Source organism: Streptomyces sp. AK08-02 (genome assembly GCF_033795085.1).
GTDB classification, from domain to species: Bacteria; Actinomycetota; Actinomycetes; order Streptomycetales; family Streptomycetaceae; genus Streptomyces; species Streptomyces echiniscabiei.
In genome coordinates, this window is record NZ_JARAZV010000020.1 from 1 (window position 1) to 19,360 (window position 19,360).

Consider the following 19,360-nt stretch of genomic DNA (forward strand, 5'->3'; position numbering starts at 1 on the left):
CTGCGTCGTACTCGGTGCTGACGGTCGCGCCTGTTGGCCCGGTCACCGTGATGCGGTTACCCACCGCGTCATAGGCGTAGCTCGTCGTGTAGGCGGCCGAGTCGGCTCCAGAGACGTTGCCGCGCGCGGAGACCGCGCTCAGTATCCGGCCGACCTTGTCGAGGTGTAGGTCGCTTTGTTGCCCAGCGGATCCGTTTCGGACGTGAGCCTGCCGCCCGAGTCGTACGTGCGAGTGACCGACTTGCTGGCCGCGTCGGTGGTCCGGGTCAGGTTTCCGGCGTCGTCGTACCCGTAGGTGGTGGTGTTGCCCGCAGGGTCCTTCGCCGACGTCAGCTGTTCGGCACCGTTGTAGCCGTAGGTGGTGGTGCGGCCCAGCGGATCGGTGGCGCTGTTGAGGAGACCGCGACCGTCGTAGGTGTACTTCGTGGTGTACGCGGCGGGATCGGCGCCGGAGACGTTGCCTCGGGGGTCTGTCTTCGAACGGATGCGGCCCGCACCGTCATATGTGAACGTCGACTTCTCGCCGAGCGGGGTGGTGACCGAGGTCCGGTTGCCCGCTGCGTCGTAGCCGTACGTCGTCGTCTTGCCGCGCGGGGTCGTCACGGTCTCCAGGGCGCCGAGCGTCGTGTAGGTGTACGACGTCTTCCCGCCGAGGGGATCTGTCCCGGAGGTCAGTCGGTTGGACGTGTTGTAGGTGTACGACGTCTTGTAGCCACGCCCGTCGGTGTGGCTGAGGATGTTGCCGGCGGTGTCGTACGTCCAGCTCTCGGAGTATCCGAGCGACGACGGCGAGCTGCGGGTGAGCATGCGTCCGGCGCTGTCGTACGTCATCGACGTGGTGTTGCCACGCTGGTCGGTTATCTCGACCGGGCGTAGATAGCGGTCGTAGTCGTAGGAAACGCTCTTTCCATAGGGGTCAATGCTTTCCATCAGCACATTGCCTGCGTAGAGGTCGGTCCACACACCGCCATCGGGAGCCGTGGTGTGCGACGCGTTGACGCTGGCGTCCCAGATGAAGTTCGTCGTCTTGACGTTCGGGTCGGTCTGGGAGCTGACTCGGCCGCTGGAATCGTAGGTATTGGTGACCTTGCCGCCCGCGGGGTCGGTGTAGGAGGTCAGCCGCTTGTCCGTGTTGTAGCCGTAGGAGGAGACCTTGCCCGCGGGATCGGTGACGGAGGTCAGCAGACCACCCGTATAGGCGTACGACACCGAAGTGGCGTCCGGTAGAGCCACGTTGGAAAGCAGACCGTCGGCGTTCAGGGTGAAGTTGGTGGTGCGGCCCGCAGCATCCTTAACGGAAGACAGTTTTCCGGACGTGTACGTCAGGGTCAGGCCCTGGCCGACGCCGTCCACAACCGAGGTGAGCTGACCGCTGCTACTGAAGGTGCGCTTGGTGTGATCAGGCGTGGTGACGGTGTAGGTGCTGGTGCCCTTGACGAGCTTCGCCGCCGAACCGGCAGGTGCGGTGTACGTGCCGTCACTGGCCTGCGTGAAGGCGAACTTCGCTCCGTCGTCCGCCTGGTAGGTCACCTTGCCGGTGGCGATCGTCAGCTTCGCGTCAAAGGGCGTCGCCCAGCCGGGGCCCAACAGGCCGACCGCAGTGGAGTCGGAACGGTAGGTGCGCTCCAGGGACACCTGTTCGCCAACGCCGACCATCTGAGCGTCGGTGAGTTGCTCGAAGAACATGCCAGTAGCCGTGTTGACCGGGTCCGCACGGTGGGCCTGCCCGTAGCAAGAGCAGATGCCGGCCTGGGCGCCGGGGATGTCAGGGGTGTAGAACGCCTCGACCAGCGGGGAGGTGGTGCCATTCGGACTCCACGTACCGTCCGAACCCTTGAGCAGGACCTGGGCAAAATACTTCTTGCCGTCTTCGAGGTATCCGCCCAGAGCGGTCGTCCCCCACCAGAAGCATTCGTCATTGCGGTCCGTCGAGGTCGCCCACCAGCCGTAACACCAGGCTCCAATGTCCGTTTGCGCCTTACCCGATGGATCATCTGTGGCCTTGTTGATCTCCTTGGCACGGACAGTGACTCCCGCCTCGTTCCGGATGATCAACACCAGCCCTGAATAGGATGAACCGGTGCCGGAGGAGAACTTCACGTACCCGCCGATGCTGAGACTCGCCGGATACGCCAGGGCCAAGCTCGAAACCCATGCCGGATCAGCGGTTGCCGCCGCTGCGCGGGGCTGGCGCGTCTTGCTCCCCTCGGCTGCGAGGCGGCGCTCGATAGCGCCTTTGCTAGGTCTGGGGTGGGGTTTGCCCACCGGCTTCCTGGTGGGTGAGTCTCTGTAGCCGCGCATGGGTGATAGCTCGTCCTGGGACTGCTTCACCTGTTTGCGCCGCTCCGCCAGCGTCATCGCCTTGGGCGGCTTCGGCAGATCCGCCGCTGTCCGGCCCGCAGATGGGGCCTCAATCTGAGGAGCCGTCACCAGAGCGGTGGCGGGGCTGTTGGGGAGGGCGCCGGCCGGTACGGCACCCCCGATTGCTGTCAGGGCCAGGATCAGGACCGCGATGACTGATCTTCGTGCTCGTGTGCGCACTGCGTATCCCCGTGTTTCTGCTGTGAAGGGTGTGACGCAGTGATTCTTGGTCTGAGGCACCGGGGGCGAACCTGTTGGATGCGAGTTGGCTGAAAGCGTCGGAGGGCGATCGGTCCGCCATTATGAATTACCTGTTCAAATGGACGAGATACGCCCAGCCCTGTGTGAAATGGCGTGAACATGCCGATTGTCTGTGGCGGGCCGTCGGAGTCCCCATAGACCTCGGATGGACCTGCACGGCGCCGAGGCGATGCTCGTCTTCGCCCTCGACTCCCCGCCGGGGCGCGCCGCACCGTGCTCGGTCCCCGGGCCGTACAGGGGAGCGCGCTGGCCTCCATCAGGCTCTGTGCCGAGAGACAGAAGCGTCTGGCCGGGAATGGCGACCGGCGGCCAGATGGCCTTCGAGGCGTTTGGCGGGTCGGTGGAAGCGTCTTCCATAGTGCTCCTGAGTGGCGCGCAGACGGGCGCCTGCTAAGCGAGTGGATTGTTCGAGGGTGGCCGCCCTGTCGAATACGGGTGGACTAAGGCGCCGACCTGACGAGGGCGGTTGTGCAGCCAGAGCCCTCACTGCTCAGGTGACGAGGCCCATCGCTGTTGGACGCCCAAGAACCGAGCGCCCTCACGACCGGCTTGTGGTAGCAGACTCGGCGGCTTTTTTGGGTGGCGAACTCGACTGATTGGAGAGCGAGTTCGCAGAGCGCGGGATCGCCCACGGTGGCCAGTTGAGTGCGTATCCCTTCCACCGTCTCGGCGAAGCGCCAGGAAGAGGACCTGAATCGGAACGAGCCGACGTCAGGACATTCGGCTAGGCGGAACAGAAGAGTCGTGACTGGCTGTGGCCCCTGGCCACGCCTGGCCCGCGCCCTGCGTTCGACCATGGTGGGTGGGCATGCGCAGGGGTGACCTGCATCAGCTTCCGGGGACAAGAACACACGCCCGTCGCAGTGGTGCGCGAGGCCGCGCGAGTCCCACAGTTTCATCTGCGCCGTCAGCCTGCCGGGATCCTCGACGAGGACTCGGAGACTGGCCTTCTCGGCTACCACTTCGAGCTGTCCCGGGCTGGGGGCCAGTCGCTGCTGCGGCTCGGCTCCGAATACGCTCGCGACGCTCTTCGCTGCCTGCGGCGACATCGTGAGCAGGCGCCAGACCGGCTGGGCGAGCAGCTTGCCGTCAAGGATGCGGCCGAAGTCGCAGTCACCGATGACCGGCTCGGCTGCCCCGGACACCGCGCACGCCCGCGGGGTGCCGATTCGCTGGTGGCGAGCGGTGTGAGGGCGGGTGCGGTCATGCGTCGCGGCTGTGTGATGCCGCTGGCGAAGGTCAGTGCAACCACCGCCGGCCGGCGAAGCGGTGGCCGGGCTGAATTCGGGTGCGGGTTCATGCAAGAGACGGCTCCTGATGGCTGGGAGACACAGAGGCGCCGGAGCAGCGTCGCGGCTGCTCCGGCGCCCCCGAGGACACCGTCAATGCTCCGAAGAATCGCCGGTTTCCCTAACCGGCGATGTGGGTGTATGTTCCCTCGCCCTTCCCGGGCCAGCGACATGTCAGACCGCTGCCGCGAACACGTCCTTCTGCCGCGATTCGTCGGCCTGTGGGGCATCGCCCTCGGTCTGTTTTGGTCGTACGAAGTCGACCGTCGCCCGCTTCTCGACGGGCGTCGACTTCCCCGCACCGGACGCTTTGGAGACCGTGAGCCTGCGCACGAACAGCTTGACGAAGTCCCTGCGCTCCTGCGTCGTCGCGGTCTCCCACCACGAGCCCTCGCCCACCGGATCGACATCCCCCGAGCCCATGGGCAGCCACAGGTGGATCGGCAGCGTCGACGTCGCCGCCTCCTCCAGCTCGGCGAGACGGGCCTCCGCCCTCTCCATGAGCCCGAGGAGCCGTTCCCTGCGCTCGCGGAAGCGGCGCCGTCCGACGGGGTCGTCGTAATCGCCGGCCTCGTCCCTGTCGTACAGCTCCTCCAGCGCCTGCTTGGCATCGGCGCGTTCGGTGATGAGACTGCGGCGCTCGCCCAGGATCTCGGGTTGTTCCGTCTGGGCCGCGTACTGCCGAGCGGCTTCGGCGAGAATGACCGCCGTCTCGGGGTCGTCCTCGGCGGTCTGGATGAGGGCGAAGATGCGCCGGGCCACGTACAGGTCCAGGCTCTGCATGCTGATGGTGCATTCGCCCTCGTGCTGGCCCGGCAGCGCCTTCCGACGGCGGCAGCGGTACGCGGCCTTGTTGGGGGTCGTGGCGCGGTGCGACGTCATGACCGCGCCGCAGTCGCAGAACAGGACGTCCATGGCGGAGAGTACAGCGTGTCCACGCGACAGGCCCTTGCCCTGGCCTCTGCCGTCCAGCCACTTCTGCAGTTCGTGCCAGTCGTCCGGTCGGATGATCGGCGGGTACGCCTCGACCGGCTTCATGGTCTCGGGGTCACGCTCGATGCGGTAGCTCTCGATGGTGCTCGTCAGCTTGCCGTCCTCCCGGCGCTTGTACACCGGGGTCGCCGCGTAGCCCGCGATGCGGGGGTCGCGAAGGATGCGCATGGCCGTCTTCGGATCCCAGACGCTGTCCTTCGTCTTCTTGCCGACTCGCTGCCCCTTCGTCGGGACTCCGTCGGCGGTCATCTGGGCGCAGATGCCCGTGAGAGAGCCCGGGTGCCGCCGTCCCCCTCCCGGCCGGTACGGCATGTCCTTGTGCTCCTTGATCCGCGCCCACATGTCCTGGATGACCCGCACCTCGTCGGGCTCGTGCTCCAGGATCTGGATCACGACGGGCCTGCCGTCAGGCGTCGTTCGCGTCGTGGGAACCATGCGGAAGCCATACGGCGGCTTGCCGCCCACGTATCCGCCGAGTTCGCGGGCCGTTTTCTTCGCGCTCCGCACCGCGTCGCTCTTGTTCTTGCTCTCACTGTGAGCCGCGTCGAGCCGCAGGATCAGATGGATCAGGTCCATCAGATTGCCCTTGCGGAACTCGCCCTCGGTGAGGCTCATGATCGTCACACCGAGGTTGAGCAGTTCCGTGACGATGGGGATGGCGTCGAGCGGGTCCATCCGCGACAGGCGGCTGATGTAGTAGACGATGATCAGGTTGATCCGGCCGTCGTGGCAGTCCTTCAACAGCCGGTCGAAGTCGGGGCGGTTGTCGCCCGTGAACGCGGATATACCGAGGTCCTCGTACTCGGTGATGCTGACGGCCCCGCGCCGCTGGGCCTCGGCCACACCCGCAGCGCGCTGCGTGACCGTGCTGACCTCGGACTTGTTGGCGCGCCCCACGGACTGACGCCCATAGACACCTGCATGGATGTCCATGCCGGTCACCACCCCTGGTCTGATCATGTGGGGACTCTAGCTGATTTTTTGAACCCCCAACTGGTTTCACCCAAGGACACCCCCTGGCACCCGCACCGCGGTTTCGAGACCGTCACCTACATCATCGACGGGATCTTCGACCACCAGGACAGCCAGGGCGGCGGCACCATCACCAACGGTGACACCCAGTGGATGACGGCCGGTTCGGGTCTCCTCCACATCGAGGCGCCGCCGGAGTCGCTGGTCGTGTCCGGCGGTCTCTTCCACGGCATCCAGCTGTGGGTGAACCTCCCGGCCAAGGACAAGATGATGGCCCCGCGCTACCAGGACATCCGCGGTGGCCAGGTCCAGCTGCTCACGTCCCACGACGGCGGCGCGCTCCTGCGCGTCATCGCCGGTGAGCTGGACGGTCACCAGGGTCCCGGTATCACCCACACCCCGATCAGCCTGGTCCACGCCACGGTGGCCCCGGGCGCGGAGGTCACCCTCCCCTGGCGGGAGGACTTCAACGGCCTCGCGTACGTTCTCGCCGGGCGCGGCAGCGTCGGTGCGGACCGGCGGGCGGTGCACAAGGGTCAGACGGCGGTGTTCGGCGCGGGTTCCTCGATCACGTTCCGTGCGGACGAGCTGCAGGACGCGAACAGCCCGGACCTGGAGGTCGTCCTCCTCGGCGGCCGGCCGATCCGGGAGCCGATGGCTCACTACGGTCCCTTCGTGATGAACACGAGGGCGGAGCTTGAGCAGGCGTTCGAGGACTTCCAGAAGGGCCGGCTGGGAACTGTCCCGGCGGTGCATGGAATGTCCGAGGGTGGCCTGTAGGCCGTAGGAAAGTTCAGTACTGTACGAACGGGCCCGAAGCCGCAACCTTGTTTTGCGGCTTCGGGCCCGTCTTTCCTGGGGGCTACCGGACTACGGCAGCACGTAGAACGGAGCGTCGTCCGGAGTGCGGCCGGCCTCGCGTACGCATCCCTGCTTGGACAGCAGCTTCAGGCTGTGGCGGACGCGGTCCGGTGAGAGCTCGGTGTGGACGGAGATCTCCTCCACGCTGTAGTTGGCGCCGCCGTGCAGCAGGGCCGGGGCGAGGTGGGCGGCGACCTTGTGGACGTCCTCGGTGACGACGAGGTTCCTGGACTTCCAGTTGGACAGGAGCTGTTGGGGTGTCAGCTCCGGGGCTTGGACCTGGCGGGTTCGGTCGCCTGTGTGGCGGAGGGTCTGGGTGATGTCCCTGAGCAGGTCGACGATCGCGTTCTGCTTGGTGTCGATCTGGCGCAGGGCTTCGTCCTGGCGGTCGACGCGTTGTTCGAGACGGACGAGGGCGTCGGCGAGTTGCTGGGGGACCGCGTAGGCGGTGACGGTGGTCGGGGTGGGTTGCAGGACTGCGGGTTCGAGGGAGTAGGAGCCGTCGCGCTGGATGGCGACGATGACTTCGGAGACCCAGGCCTTGAACGGCCGTGCCGACGGTTTGGTACAGCCGTTGACCAACCGGATCAGACCTTGGAGGTCCACGAGATTCATGTCTCGGCGCCACTCCCGACCTGCGGGAATGCTGAGACCGTGCCCTCCAGTTACGGTCTCGAGAGACTCTCGGTGCTCTGTGGGGACATGGTCCGTCAGAGTTTTTTGAGGGTTCCTGTACCCCAGCTTGTTGAGTACGTCCGTCGCGGGAAACCAGTGCGTCCCGTCCGGCATCGTCAGCCTCCGTACCCGCGCCCCCGTGGCCGCGTACACGAAGTCGTTGATGTCGATCGCGTCTTTGCGCGTGTTGTTCTGCTCGTTCATCGAGCATCACCTCCGCCTCCGAAAATAGGCAGGTGGGAGTGCAACTCGTTTTTGAAGCAATGATGTTCACTCGTTGTGCTGACGCGTCATCTCCGGGACCGCACCCCCACCCGGCCCTCCCCCACCGCCTGCAGCGTGATCGCCGCCGTCACCGGCATCTCCGTGTCCGGTGCCTCGACGTCGTACTCGCGGAGCAGTACCGCCAGGGCCAGGACCGACTCCAGCATCGAGAAGTGGCGGCCGATGCACGCGCGCGGGCCGCCGCCGAACGGGAGCCATGCGTAGCGGTGGCGGGCGGATTCCCGGTCGGGGGTGAAGCGGTCCGGGTCGAAGCGGTCGGGGTTGTCCCAGTGGGCCGGGTGGCGGTGGGTGACCCAGGGGGCGATCAGGACGTCCGCGCCCGCCGGGACGACGTGCCCGTCGATCTCCGTGTCCGCCACCGCCCGTCTGCCCACCAGCGGAGCGGCCGGATACAGCCGCATCGTCTCCTTCAGGACCCTCGTCAGATACGGGAGTTGGTCCACGGTCGCCGCCGTCCAGGGCTCCCCCGGGGGCAGCGCGTCGATCTCCTCGTGGGCCCGGGCCCGCACCTCGGGGTGACGGGCCAGGAGGCGGAGGGCGAAGGCCAGTGACGTCGCCGTCGTTTCGTGGCCGGCGAGCAGGAACACCAGGACCTGGTCGCGGAGTTCGGTGGCGTCGAGGCTGCCGTCCTCGTCGTTCTGCGCCCGGGAGAGGAGGGAGAGCAGGTCGTCGCCCTGGTCCTCGGTTGCGGTTCCGTCGCTCCGACGCGTCGCGATGATCCGGTCGCAGACCTCGTACACCTCCCGGGTCGCCGCGGCCGCCCGTCTGTTGGACGGGGTGGGCCAGGTGCGCGGAATCCTGAGCGGGGAGTAGGCCCGCCCCGTGATGTACGCGCTGATGACCGGGAAGTTGGCGTGGACGACGTCCACCGCGGCCTCGACATCCGCGCCGAACAGCACCCGGGTGACCGTCCGCAGCGCCAGCCGGTCCATCTCCCGTACGACGTCCACCTCGGTCTGGTTCCGCCAGCGTTCCGCTGTCGCCTCGGCCTCGTGGGTGATCGTCGTGGCGTAGCCGTCGACCCGCTTCTTGGTGAACAGGGGCTGGATCAGGCGGCGTTGGCGGAGGTAGTCGTCGTCCTGGCTGGTGAGGAGGCCGTTGCCGCCGGTTTGGCGTATCTCCTCGTAGAAGGCGTTGTCCTTGCGGAAGTCGGCGGCCCGTGCGGCCAGGACCTGTTGGGCGCCCTCGGGGGAGAACACGCAGTACAGGACCGTACGAAGGCCGGGTGGACCGGCGGCCACGCGGACCACGTCGCCGTACTCCCGCTGGGCGCGGACGAAGGTGCCGAGCGGGTCCCTGCGGAGGTCGAGGGCGGAGCCCAGGAGGGGGTGGCCGGTGGGGCCGGGTACGGGAGCGGGGGTGTGGCGGGTCCCGGGTGCGGTCCTGCGGGCGGTTCGCGTGACGGCCATGGTCATATCATCCGCGTTTCGCGGCTCCCCGGGGGTGTCTTCGCCTACTCGCTCTCCAGTTCCTCCAGTTCCTCCAGTTCCTCCAGATGTTCCAGCTCTTCCGTCGACTTCAGCGCCTCTTTCTCCTCCTTCTCCTCCTGGGTCCTCTCGTACAGCTCGAACCAGATGCTCTTGCCCTCGCCCCGGGGGTTGACCCCCCACGCGTCCGCGAGCATCTCGATCAGCATCAGTCCCCGGCCCGACGAGGCCAGTTCGCCCGGGCGGCGTTTGTGCGGGAGGTCGTCGCTCACGTCCGTGACCTCGACGCGGATGCGGCGCCTGCCCGGGTCGCCCGTGACCTCGGCGACGACCAGGGCGTCGGCGTCCGTGTGGACCAGGACGTTGGTGGCCGTTTCCGAGATCAGGAGGACCGCCGAGTCGACCTGGTCGGGACATGGCCAGTCGTGTAGCTGTTCGCGCAGCTGCTGGCGGGCGACGGCGACGCGCTCGGGTTCCGCCTGGGCGATCGTCAGCATGGTGCGCCGGACGGTGGGGAGTGGCACCGGCGGCAGCGCGCCGTCGGTGGAGTACTCGCCGGGGCGGCTCAGTAGCAGCAGCGCTATGTCGTCCTCGCGGCGATCGGCCAGCGGACCCGTGGTGTGGTGGGAGGAGGGGCCGTGCACGGCCTGGACCAGGGCGTCGGCCAGTTCCTCCAGACCGTCGTCCCTGATCTCTCCCTTGTGGTCCTCCAGGGTCCTGCGGATGCGCTGCCAGCCCGTCTCCAGGTCGTGGCCGCCGGTCTCGATCAGGCCGTCGGTGCACAGGAGCATGGTCTCGTCGGGTTCCAGGGCCAGAAGGGTGGTGGGGTAGTCGGCGTCCGGGTCGATGCCCAGGGGCAGCCCGCCCGCTGTCGGGCGGGCCAGTACCGTGCCGTCCGCCATCCGGATCGCCGGGTCCGGGTGGCCGGCGCGGGCGATCTCCAGAACGCCGGTCGCGGGGTCGACCTCGACGTACAGGCAGGTCGCGAAGCGCAGGTCGCCGCCCGCGCTGTCGCCGTCGTGGACGGCGTTGTGGGTGATGCCGTGCAGGAAGCGCGAAGCGCGGGAGAGGACCGCGTCGGGGCGGTGGCCCTCGGAGGCGTAGGCGCGCAGCGCTATCCGGAGCTGGCCCATCAGACCGGCGGCGCGGACGTCGTGGCCCTGGACGTCGCCGATGACCAGGGCGAAGCGTCCGCCGCCGGGCAGCGGGATCATGTCGTACCAGTCGCCGCCGACCTGGAGGCCGCCGCCGGTCGGTATGTAGCGGGCGGCGACGTCCATGCCGGGTATCTCGGGGCCGAGGGTGGGCAGCATGGACCGCTGGAGGCCGTCGGTCAGCTCGCGTTCCGACTCGGCCACGCCCGCGCGGGAGAGGGCCTGGGCGAGCATGCGGGCGACAGTCGTCAGGACGGAGCGTTCGTCGGGGGTGAAGCTGACCGGGTAGGCGAAGCCCGCCATCCAGGCGCCCATCGTGCGGCCCGCGACGGTCAGGGGCAGGAACGCCCAGGACTGGCGGTCGAACACCTGGGCGAGAGGCCAGGCGGTGGGGTACCGGATCTTGTAGGCCTCGGGGGAGGAGAGGTAGACGGCCCGGCCGGTGCGGACCACCTCGGCGGCCGGATAGTCGGTCTCCAGGGGCATGTGGGAGAAGGGGCGCTCGTCGCCGGGGCGCTGGCCGTGGTGCCCGACGACGGTGAGGCGGTCGCCCTGGACGCCGAAGACGGCGAGGCCGTCCGGTGAGAAGCCCGGCATCGACAGGCCGGCCGCGACCCGCAGCACCTCCTCCGTGGACCGCGCCTCGGCCAGTGCCCGGCCCGCGTCCAGCAGGAACGCCTCGCGGGAGCGGCGCCAGTCGCCGGTGACCGGGGTGCGTGCGGCGGCGCCCGGCGGAGGCTCGGTGACCTCCTGGAGGGTGCCCAGCACGTCGTACGCCTTGCGGTCGAGGTCGAAGGTCGGCTTCGCACGGCTGCGTGCGGTACGGATCACCCGGCCCTGCTCGTCCATGACCCGCACCCGGATCTCGGCGATGCTGTCCTCGGCCACGGCGAGCTGGATGACGCCGGTGATCTCGTTCCAGTCGACCGGGTGGAGGCGGGCCCGGGTCGCGGCCTCCGTCAGGGTGGTCGGCTGGGCGGGCAGGCCGAGCAGGCGGGCCGCCTCGGAGTCGAGCGTGACCAGTTGTGTTGCTGTGTCCCAATGCCACAGACCGGTCGCGAGGGCGACCAGGACGTCCCCCACGGCGGGCAGGGGCTCACCAGTGCGCATTGACCTACTTTATGGAGAGGTGATCGGAGCGTGCCACCCAAGCTGTACGGGGCACCGTGTGAAGGAGCGGGTACGGGGGGCGGGGGTGGGGGTGGGTACGGGGCGGGTACGGGCCGGGCCTGCGAACAATTGCGGGGAAGCTGGTTCGGGGTGGCCGGTACCCTGGGTCTGTGTTTCACGTGAAACATGCGATCGCGAAACACACACCCCGATCCCCGATCCGCGAAGGCTGGATGAACGACGATGCATCGGTACAGGTCCCACACCTGCGGCGAGCTCCGCGCCTCTGACGTCGGCAGCGACGTCCGGCTGAGCGGCTGGCTGCACAATCGGCGCGACCTGGGCGGCATCCTCTTCATCGACCTGCGCGATCACCACGGCATCACGCAGCTCGTCGCCCGCCCCGGCACGCCCGCCTACGAGACCCTCGACAAGGTCTCCAAGGAGTCGACGGTCCGCGTCGACGGCAAGGTCGTCTCGCGCGGCGCGGAGAACATCAACTCCGAGCTGCCCACGGGTGAGGTCGAGGTCGAGGTCGGCGAGGTGGAGCTGCTCGGCGCCGCCCAGCCGCTGCCCTTCACGATCAACGCCGAGGACGGGGTCAACGAGGAGCGGCGCCTGGAGTACCGCTTCCTGGACCTGCGCCGCGAGCGCATGCACCGCAACATCATGCTGCGTACGGCTGTCATCTCGGCGATCCGTCACAAGATGACCGCGCTGGGCTTCAACGAGATGGCCACGCCGATCCTGACGGCGACCTCCCCGGAAGGCGCCCGCGACTTCGTCGTCCCGTCCCGCCTCAACCCGGGCAGGTTCTACGCGCTGCCGCAGGCCCCGCAGCAGTTCAAGCAGCTGCTGATGATCTCCGGGTTCGACCGCTACTTCCAGATCGCGCCCTGTTTCCGTGACGAGGACGCGCGCGCGGACCGTTCGCCGGGCGAGTTCTACCAGCTCGACGTCGAGATGAGCTTCGTCGAGCAGGAGGACGTCTTCCAGCCGATCGAGCGGCTGATGACCGAGCTGTTCACCGAGTTCGGCAACGGCCGTGAGGTCACCTCGCCCTTCCCGCGCATCCCGTTCCGCGAGTCGATGCTGAAGTACGGCTCCGACAAGCCGGACCTGCGCGCCCAGCTGGAGCTGGTCGACATCACCGATGTCTTCGAGGGCTCGGAGTTCAAGGCCTTCGCGGGCAAGCACGTACGCGCCCTGCCGGTGCCGGACGTGGCGTCGCAGTCCCGGAAGTTCTTCGACCAGCTCGGTGACTTCGCCGTCACGCTGGGCGCGAAGGGCCTGGCCTGGGTGCGGGTCACGGAGGACGGTTCGCTGTCCGGGCCGATCGCCAAGTTCCTCACCGAGGAGAACGTCGCCGAGCTGACCAAGCGGCTCTCCCTGGCCGCAGGACACGCCGTGTTCTTCGGCGCGGGCGAGTTCGACGAGGTCTCGAAGATCATGGGTGCGGTGCGCGTCGAGGCCGCCAAGCGCGCCGGGCACTTCGAGGAGAACGTCTTCCGGTTCTGCTGGATCGTCGACTTCCCGATGTTCGAGAAGGACGAGGAGACCGGGAAGATCGACTTCTCCCACAACCCGTTCTCGATGCCCCAGGGTGGCATGGAGGCCCTGGAGACCCAGGACCCGCTGGACGTCCTGGCCTGGCAGTACGACATCGTCTGCAACGGTACGGAGCTCTCCTCCGGCGCCATCCGTAACCACGAGCCCGACATCATGCTGAAGGCGTTCGGCCTCGCGGGCTACGACGAGGAGACGGTCGAGCGCGAGTTCGCCGGTATGCTCCGCGCGCTGCGCTTCGGCGCTCCTCCGCACGGTGGCATCGCCCCCGGCGTGGACCGCATCGTCATGCTTCTCGCCGACGAGCCGAACATCCGCGAGACGATCGCGTTCCCGCTCAACGGCAACGCCCAGGACCTGATGATGGGCGCGCCGACGGAGCTGGAGGAGACGAGGCTTCGGGAGCTGCACATTTCGGTGCGGAAGCCGCAGCCGAAGTAAATTCGGCAGGCAATCGCGCTTGTTGTGGGAATGGCTCGGAATCGGCGGCGATTCCGAGCCATTCTTATGTGGTGCTCAGGAAACGCGGGAAATCACAGCTCTCTGACAGGTCGCGTTCATAATCTCCGGGGCCATGACAGAGACCCCCAAGGAAGAATTCACGCGCCGCAGAGTCGTCGTCGCCGGTGGCGCGACGGCGGTCACGGCCACCGCGGTGGCGCTGGGCGCCGGACTGGCGTCCGCGCAGGGAACGCCGGAGGGCAAGGGCGCGCCCGGCGGCCTCTCCGGTACCCCGTCAGGCACCCCCTCCGGCACTCCCGAGGCCTGCTATCTGCTGACCACGGAGACCACCGAGGGCCCGTACTACATCGACGCGGACAAGCTCCGCCAGGACGTCACCGAGGACGAGGAGGGCATCCCCCTCACCCTCAGGCTCAAGGTGATCGACGCCGAGACCTGCCGGCCGGTGCGGAACGCGGCCGTCGACATCTGGCACTGCTCGGCGCTCGGCATCTACTCCGGGTACGAGGACATGGGCAACGGTGGTGGCGGCGGGGGCGGCGACACCCCGCCGTCCGGCGCGCCGACCGACATACCCACAGGTCCACCCCCGTCGGGCGGTCCCGGCGGCCCCGGCGGCCATCAGGAGCCGACCGACGACGAGCGCTATCTGCGCGGTACGTGGAGGACGGACCGGCACGGCCAGGTCACCTTCCGGACCGTGTTCCCGGGCTGGTACCGGGGCCGCTGCGTCCACATCCACGTCAAGGTGCACGTGGACGGCACCTGGACCGACGCCGGCTACGAGGGCGGGCACACCTGCCACACGGGCCAGCTGTTCTTCGACGAGGAGTCGGTGCTGCTCTCGGCGGAGGTGGCGCCGTACTCGACGAACACGGCGACCCGTACGACCCTCGACGAGGACACGATCTACCCGGACAACGGCGCCGAGGGCGGGCTGCTGCGGCTGAGGTACAGGAAGCGGGACATCGGGCGCGGAGTCCTTGCCGAACTGACGATGGGTGTGGCGCCGGACGAGACGCACGACAGTAATTGATTCACGAACAAAAGGCGGACATACGGGAGGAGGGCATAGAGAAGGTCGGCATACGGAAGGGTGCGGGAAACGGTTGGCTGTTTCCCGCACCCCCTTCGGGAAAGGGCAAGGGAAAGCACAGTCCTTTCCCATGCTCTTGACAGGCCTCTTACCTAGGTTCCAGCGTCATGACAGAGAACCAAGGGCCGAAGCACAAACGGGATCTGACACGTCGCAAGGTCGTCGTCACCGGCGCCGGAGCGGTCGCCGCGGTGGGCGTCGCGGGCGGACTCGCGGCGGGCGCGTTCGCGGGTGAGACGGGCAAGGGCACGAAGACCCCCACCCCCAAAGCGTCCAGCAGCAGCTCGGAGGTCTGCTACACGCTCACCTCGGAGACCACCGAGGGTCCCTACTACATCGACGCGGACAAGCTCCGCCGGGACATCACCGAGGACAAGGAAGGCATCCCGCTGACCCTGAGCCTGCGGGTGATCGACTCCGAGACGTGCAAGCCGGTCGTCAACGCCGCCGTCGACATCTGGCACTGCGACGCGCTGGGTCTGTACTCCGGCTACGAGAGCCTCTCCACCGGCGGCGGTGGCGGCGCCCCGACCGACGCCCCTTCCGGCACCCCGACCGGTGAGCCGCCGACCGACGCGCCTTCCGGTGCTCCCTCCGGCGGTACGGGCGGTGGTGGTGTGCACGAGGAGCCCACCGACGACAAGCGCTACCTGCGCGGCACCTGGAAGACGGACCGGCAGGGCCGGGTCACCTTCAAGACGGTCTTCCCGGGCTGGTACCGGGGCCGCACCGTCCACATCCACACGAAGGTGCACGTGGACGGCACCTGGACGGACGCCGGTTACGAGGGCGGCACCACCTGCCACACCGGTCAGTTCTTCCTCGACGAGGCGTCGGTGCTCGCCTCCGCCGAGGTCGAGCCGTACTCGACGTCGACGACCGAGCGCACGACGCTCACCGAGGACACGATCTACGACCAGAGCGGTACCGCGGGCGGTCTGCTCAAGCTGAAGTACGACAAGAAGAACATCGCGAAGGGTGTGATCGGCTCCATCACGATGGGTGTCGACCCCGCGGCCACCCACGAGGGCACGTAAGCACGCACGCACTCACTCGCGTACGTATGGCCCGGCGAACGACCCGGCGAACGGGGCCCGGAACCTTCCCCCAGGTTCCGGGCCCCGTCGTGTGCCGTCCCCCAACTCCGCGCCGTACGGGCTTCGGTGAGGAAAAAAATCCCGGAAGAGGCCCGGCAACCTTTCCGGTACCCGGCGACCACTGATGATCCGTAAGCCTCGTCCCCACCGGAGCTTCACGAACCGCACGTGTTCCACAACCACGTAAGGACGCATCCGTGGCATCCCCCTCTCACCGCCGCTCCCTTCGCACGCGGCGCACAGTTCTGGTCTCCACCGCGGCCGTGGCCGCCGCCGGGCTCGGCGCCGCCGTGCTGGCCATGAACGCGAACGCGAGCCCCGTGGACCTGGCCCACCAGGTGCTGCCCGCGAAGGACGGCTGGGCGGCCTCCGGCACCGGTACGACCGGCGGCGCGCGAGCCGACTCCGCGCACGTCTTCACCGTCAGCACCCGCGCGCAGCTGGTGAAGGCGCTGGGCAGCGCCACCAACTCCACGGCGAAGATCATCAAGATCAAGGGCGTCATCGACGCCAACACGGACGACGCCGGCAAGAAGCTGACCTGCGCCGACTACGCCGCCGGTACGGGATACTCGCTGGCCGCCTACCTCAAGGCGTACGACCCGGCCACCTATGGCAAGAAGGCGCCCGCGGGCACGCAGGAGAAGGCCCGGGACGCCGCCAAGCAGAAGCAGTCGAAGAGCATCGTCTTCAGGGTGCCGGCGAACACCACCATCGTGGGCGTGCCCGGCACCAAGGCGGGCATCACCGGTGGCAGCCTCCAGGTGAAGGACGTCGACAACGTCATCATCCGCAACCTGGCCCTCACCGCCACCGAGGACTGCTTCCCGCAGTGGGACCCGAAGGACGGGTCGACCGGCAACTGGAACTCCGCCTACGACGCGGTCACCCTGCGCGGGGCCACGCATGTGTGGGCGGACCACAACACCTTCAGTGACGCGCCGTTCTTCGACAAGGCCGAGAAGACGTACTTCGGCCGCGAGTACCAGATCCACGACGGCGCCCTCGACATCACCAACGGCTCCGACCTGGTGACCGTGGAGCGCAACCAGTTCACCAACCATGACAAGACGATGCTGATCGGCAGCAGCGACACCGACAGCGTCGGCAAGCTGCGCGTCTCCATCCACCACAACGTGTGGAAGGGCATCACCCAGCGCGCCCCGCTGGCCCGCATCGGCCAGATCCACGTCTACAACAACGTCTACGAGACGACGACCCTCAACGGCTACGCGCCCAAGTACAGCCTCGACTCCCGCGCGAAGGCGCAGGTCGTGGCCGAGAACAACTCCTGGACGCTGCCGGCGGGCGCGAAGGTCGCGAAGCTGCTGAGCGGTGACGGCACGGGTGCGGTCGCGGGCGGCGGCAACCTCGTCAACGGCAAGGTGACCGACCTCGTGGCCGCGTACAACGCCGCGAACTCGAAGAAGCTGAAGACGACGGTCAACTGGAAGCCGACCCTCACCGCCGGACTGGAGACCTCGGCGAAGAACCTGGTGGCGGAGCTGACGGGCACGGTCGGCACCGGAGTTCTGTCCTAGCGCCTGAGGGGATCAGCACCTGAGGAACCGCTTGTGAAGGGGTCCGGGAGCCGAGCGCGCTCCCGGACCCCTTCGTGTGCGCGGGCGGGCCGACGAGGCGTGGCAGGTTCCGTGGACGCACGGGAGGTTCGCAGGCGGCGCACAGACTTCTCGTCGGATGCGCACAGTGGCCGGGCGTTCCATGGAACTGTCGCGGAGGGGGTACCCGCACCTCACGGCATGTTCCGCTCGGGTTCGCTGGAGGAAGTCATGGGAATCGTCGTTCCGCTCACGCTGCTGCTGATCGTGGGAGCGGTGGCTTCCGTCGTCCTGCTGCGCAGGCAGTCCGGGGCGTACGCGGTTCCGTCGAGGGCTTCCGGAATGTCCGGGCTGGACGCCGAGGTCGAGGCCAATCGGTGGGTGGTGCGGCTCGGGGGAAGCCTGGCCGGTCTTCGGCCGGGGGCCGACGAAGCCGCCGCGCGGGCGTTGGCCGAGGCTGCCGGACTGCATCGCACCGCCCGCGGCCAACTGGCCACCGCCGGCACCCCCGCCGAGTACGCCGTCGCGAGGCAGACCGCTGTGGAGGGTCTCCGGTACGTCCGCGCAGCCCGCAGCGCCCTCGGGCTGGAGTCGGCTCTGCAGGGCGCGGATGCCGATGCCGGCGCCGAAGCAGACGCCGATATCGATGACACCGACAACCGAACCGCCCGTCGAATCCGGGGAGTTCACGGGCGGTTCGGTGCGACGGTGCTCTGAGATCCAGGGCCCTGGTCAGGCGGAGTGACGCGGTTCCCCGCGCGGTGTTCGGCGTGCGTCTACGGTTCGAGCGGGAGCGATGTCTGTTCGGCTGCCGGGCCCAGGTAGGTGTACTCGGTGGACCGGGCGATGCCCACAGAGTCCAGCCGCTGTCGGAAGCGGACCCGGAAATGGACGTTGTCACCGAGACCTGGACCCATGCGCAGCAGTTCCTCGGGCTCCTCGAAACGAACGTCGTAGGCGTACGCGTTCTTGGCCGTGCCTGTGTGGGGGGAGAACATCCTCAGAGCGGTCAGGGCAGGTCAGGGCTGGTCATCTTGCCGGTACGGCCTCGGCGCCGCCGTGGGTTTCGGAGGTTCCGCCCGCTGACGCGCACGCCCGGCAGGTGCCCGGTTCCGGGCCTCGGAAGGCGCGGTCGCAGGTGTCGCAGTTCCGGAGCGGGTGCCTGACTGATGGTGGCGCTGCGGGAGTGCGGTAGGGAGGCACGGGAGGGAGCTGGGCCGTGAGGCGGTGGGCCAACAGGGCGGCCGGGCGGCGCAACGGCTCGGGTGGCAGGTCGCTGGTCAGGGCGCGGCGTACGTCGGTCGGAGTGAGGTCGCGCACCAGCCAGGCGGCGACGCCGGGGGCGAGGTGCTCGGTGTCGCTGGCGGAGAGCAGCAGGCGGGGGTCTTCGCGGCGGAGGCCGGCGAGGACGTCTGTGGCGGTCTGGAGGAGGGCGGGGGAGCTGAACGAGGGCTGCGGTACGGCGGGGAGGGCGCGGCGTGCGGGTTTCTGCCGTGGTGCCGCAGCCCGGCGGGCCGGCGGTTGGGAAGTGTCCGGCGCTGCGCGGTGGGCGAGGGTGCTGGGTGGGACTGGCGTTGCTCGGTGGGTGGGGGAGCTGGGCTCGGGTGCGTCGGTCGTTCCGCTGCCGTGTCGGCCGGGCTGGTTGCAGGAGACGGTGCGGGTGACGATGCGGCCGGTTTCGGTGCGCTCGCGGGGGCGGCGCAGGTAGCCGTGGGCCTCCAGTTCGCGCAGGGCGGCGGCGATACGGATCGGGCCCTCCGGGAAGCGGGCGGCGAGCGTCTTGATGTCGACGGGGGCACCGGAGGGAAGGGACTGGATGTGCACGGCCAGCCCGATGGCGAGCCCCGAGATGTCGGGGTGCTGCGCGAGGTGGTTGCCGATCACCGTGAAGCGGGTGGTGTGGCGGGTGTTGTCGTGGATGACTCCGCCGGAGGGCCTGCTCGTACGGGCAGGGCGGGGCGGGTGGTTTTTCCCGCTGGTCCTGGGCTGGGTGTGCGGGGGCGCGCTAGGGTTTTGGGTATCCATCGGGAAGGGCCTACTTCCTTGGTGGTCAGGCCCTCGCATTGGGATTCGCAGTCCCGGCGAGGGCCGTCGTATGTCTGGGGTTGTGTTGTTGTGTCGCGCTGAGCCTAGAGCAGGCAACCGGTGCCGAATCCAGCTGAGTTGGTCATGTTCACTCGTGCGAGTGAGCG

General features: G+C 68.3%; 13 protein-coding genes and 1 pseudogene. 6 read left to right on the top strand and 8 right to left on the bottom strand.

Annotated elements, in window-relative coordinates; genetic code table 11:
* Nucleotides 1–138: 138 nt before the first annotated feature.
* From PV734_RS35875 to PV734_RS35880, 3 genes are all read right to left on the bottom strand, one after another.
* The gene (locus tag PV734_RS35875) at nucleotides 139–2,058 is read right to left on the bottom strand and encodes a DUF6531 domain-containing protein (RefSeq protein WP_319293582.1); all 1,920 of its coding nucleotides are present in this window, start codon (nucleotides 2,056–2,058) and stop codon (nucleotides 139–141) included.
* 1,004 nt (nucleotides 2,059–3,062) lie between these two features.
* Entirely contained in the window at nucleotides 3,063–3,671 is a 609-nt protein-coding gene (locus PV734_RS45945) for a hypothetical protein (RefSeq protein WP_415924324.1), read from the bottom strand.
* A gap of 414 nt (nucleotides 3,672–4,085) precedes the next feature.
* A complete protein-coding gene (locus tag PV734_RS35880) occupies nucleotides 4,086–5,864 on the bottom strand; it encodes a recombinase family protein (protein WP_319098632.1) in 1,779 nt (592 codons plus the stop codon).
* 42 nt (nucleotides 5,865–5,906) lie between these two features.
* On the opposite strand from PV734_RS35880, the pseudogene PV734_RS35885 reads away from it, so the two are divergent.
* Nucleotides 5,907–6,656 (top strand): annotated as a pseudogene (locus PV734_RS35885) (pirin family protein); the annotation flags it as partial.
* Between the two features lie 90 nt (nucleotides 6,657–6,746).
* Here the strand turns inward: PV734_RS35885 and PV734_RS35890 are convergent.
* The 3 genes from PV734_RS35890 to PV734_RS35900 form a co-directional block, all read right to left on the bottom strand.
* Nucleotides 6,747–7,616: a Bro-N domain-containing protein gene (locus PV734_RS35890; protein WP_319293584.1), complete on the bottom strand. Its 870-nt coding sequence runs from the start codon at nucleotides 7,614–7,616 to the stop codon at nucleotides 6,747–6,749.
* Between the two features lie 86 nt (nucleotides 7,617–7,702).
* Nucleotides 7,703–9,106 (bottom strand): cytochrome P450, encoded by a 1,404-nt coding sequence (locus PV734_RS35895; protein ID WP_319293586.1) that lies wholly within the window; start codon nucleotides 9,104–9,106, stop codon nucleotides 7,703–7,705.
* A gap of 44 nt (nucleotides 9,107–9,150) precedes the next feature.
* A complete protein-coding gene (locus tag PV734_RS35900; RefSeq protein ID WP_319293588.1) occupies nucleotides 9,151–11,388 on the bottom strand; it encodes a SpoIIE family protein phosphatase in 2,238 nt (745 codons plus the stop codon).
* 243 nt (nucleotides 11,389–11,631) lie between these two features.
* On the opposite strand from PV734_RS35900, the gene aspS reads away from it, so the two are divergent.
* From aspS to PV734_RS35925, 5 genes are all read left to right on the top strand, one after another.
* Entirely contained in the window at nucleotides 11,632–13,395 is a 1,764-nt protein-coding gene (gene aspS / locus PV734_RS35905) for an aspartate--tRNA ligase (protein WP_319293591.1), read from the top strand.
* Between the two features lie 133 nt (nucleotides 13,396–13,528).
* The gene (locus PV734_RS35910; protein ID WP_319293593.1) at nucleotides 13,529–14,452 is read left to right on the top strand and encodes an intradiol ring-cleavage dioxygenase; all 924 of its coding nucleotides are present in this window, start codon (nucleotides 13,529–13,531) and stop codon (nucleotides 14,450–14,452) included.
* A gap of 167 nt (nucleotides 14,453–14,619) precedes the next feature.
* The gene (locus tag PV734_RS35915) at nucleotides 14,620–15,549 is read left to right on the top strand and encodes an intradiol ring-cleavage dioxygenase (RefSeq protein ID WP_319098627.1); all 930 of its coding nucleotides are present in this window, start codon (nucleotides 14,620–14,622) and stop codon (nucleotides 15,547–15,549) included.
* A gap of 257 nt (nucleotides 15,550–15,806) precedes the next feature.
* Nucleotides 15,807–17,150, top strand: coding sequence for a polysaccharide lyase family 1 protein (locus tag PV734_RS35920; protein WP_319293595.1), 1,344 nt, complete (start codon nucleotides 15,807–15,809; stop codon nucleotides 17,148–17,150).
* A 249-nt stretch (nucleotides 17,151–17,399) separates the two neighbouring features.
* A complete protein-coding gene (locus PV734_RS35925; RefSeq protein ID WP_319293597.1) occupies nucleotides 17,400–17,885 on the top strand; it encodes a hypothetical protein in 486 nt (161 codons plus the stop codon).
* A gap of 59 nt (nucleotides 17,886–17,944) precedes the next feature.
* Here PV734_RS35925 and PV734_RS35930 read toward each other — a convergent pair whose 3' ends face one another.
* Together PV734_RS35930 and PV734_RS35935 are read right to left on the bottom strand one after the other, a co-directional pair.
* Nucleotides 17,945–18,166 carry a hypothetical protein gene (locus PV734_RS35930; protein ID WP_319293599.1) on the bottom strand — a complete coding sequence of 74 codons (222 nt, stop codon included), beginning with the start codon at nucleotides 18,164–18,166 and terminating at the stop codon, nucleotides 17,945–17,947.
* Between the two features lie 31 nt (nucleotides 18,167–18,197).
* A complete protein-coding gene (locus PV734_RS35935) occupies nucleotides 18,198–19,193 on the bottom strand; it encodes a helix-turn-helix domain-containing protein (protein WP_319293601.1) in 996 nt (331 codons plus the stop codon).
* Nucleotides 19,194–19,360: the final 167 nt, after the last annotated feature.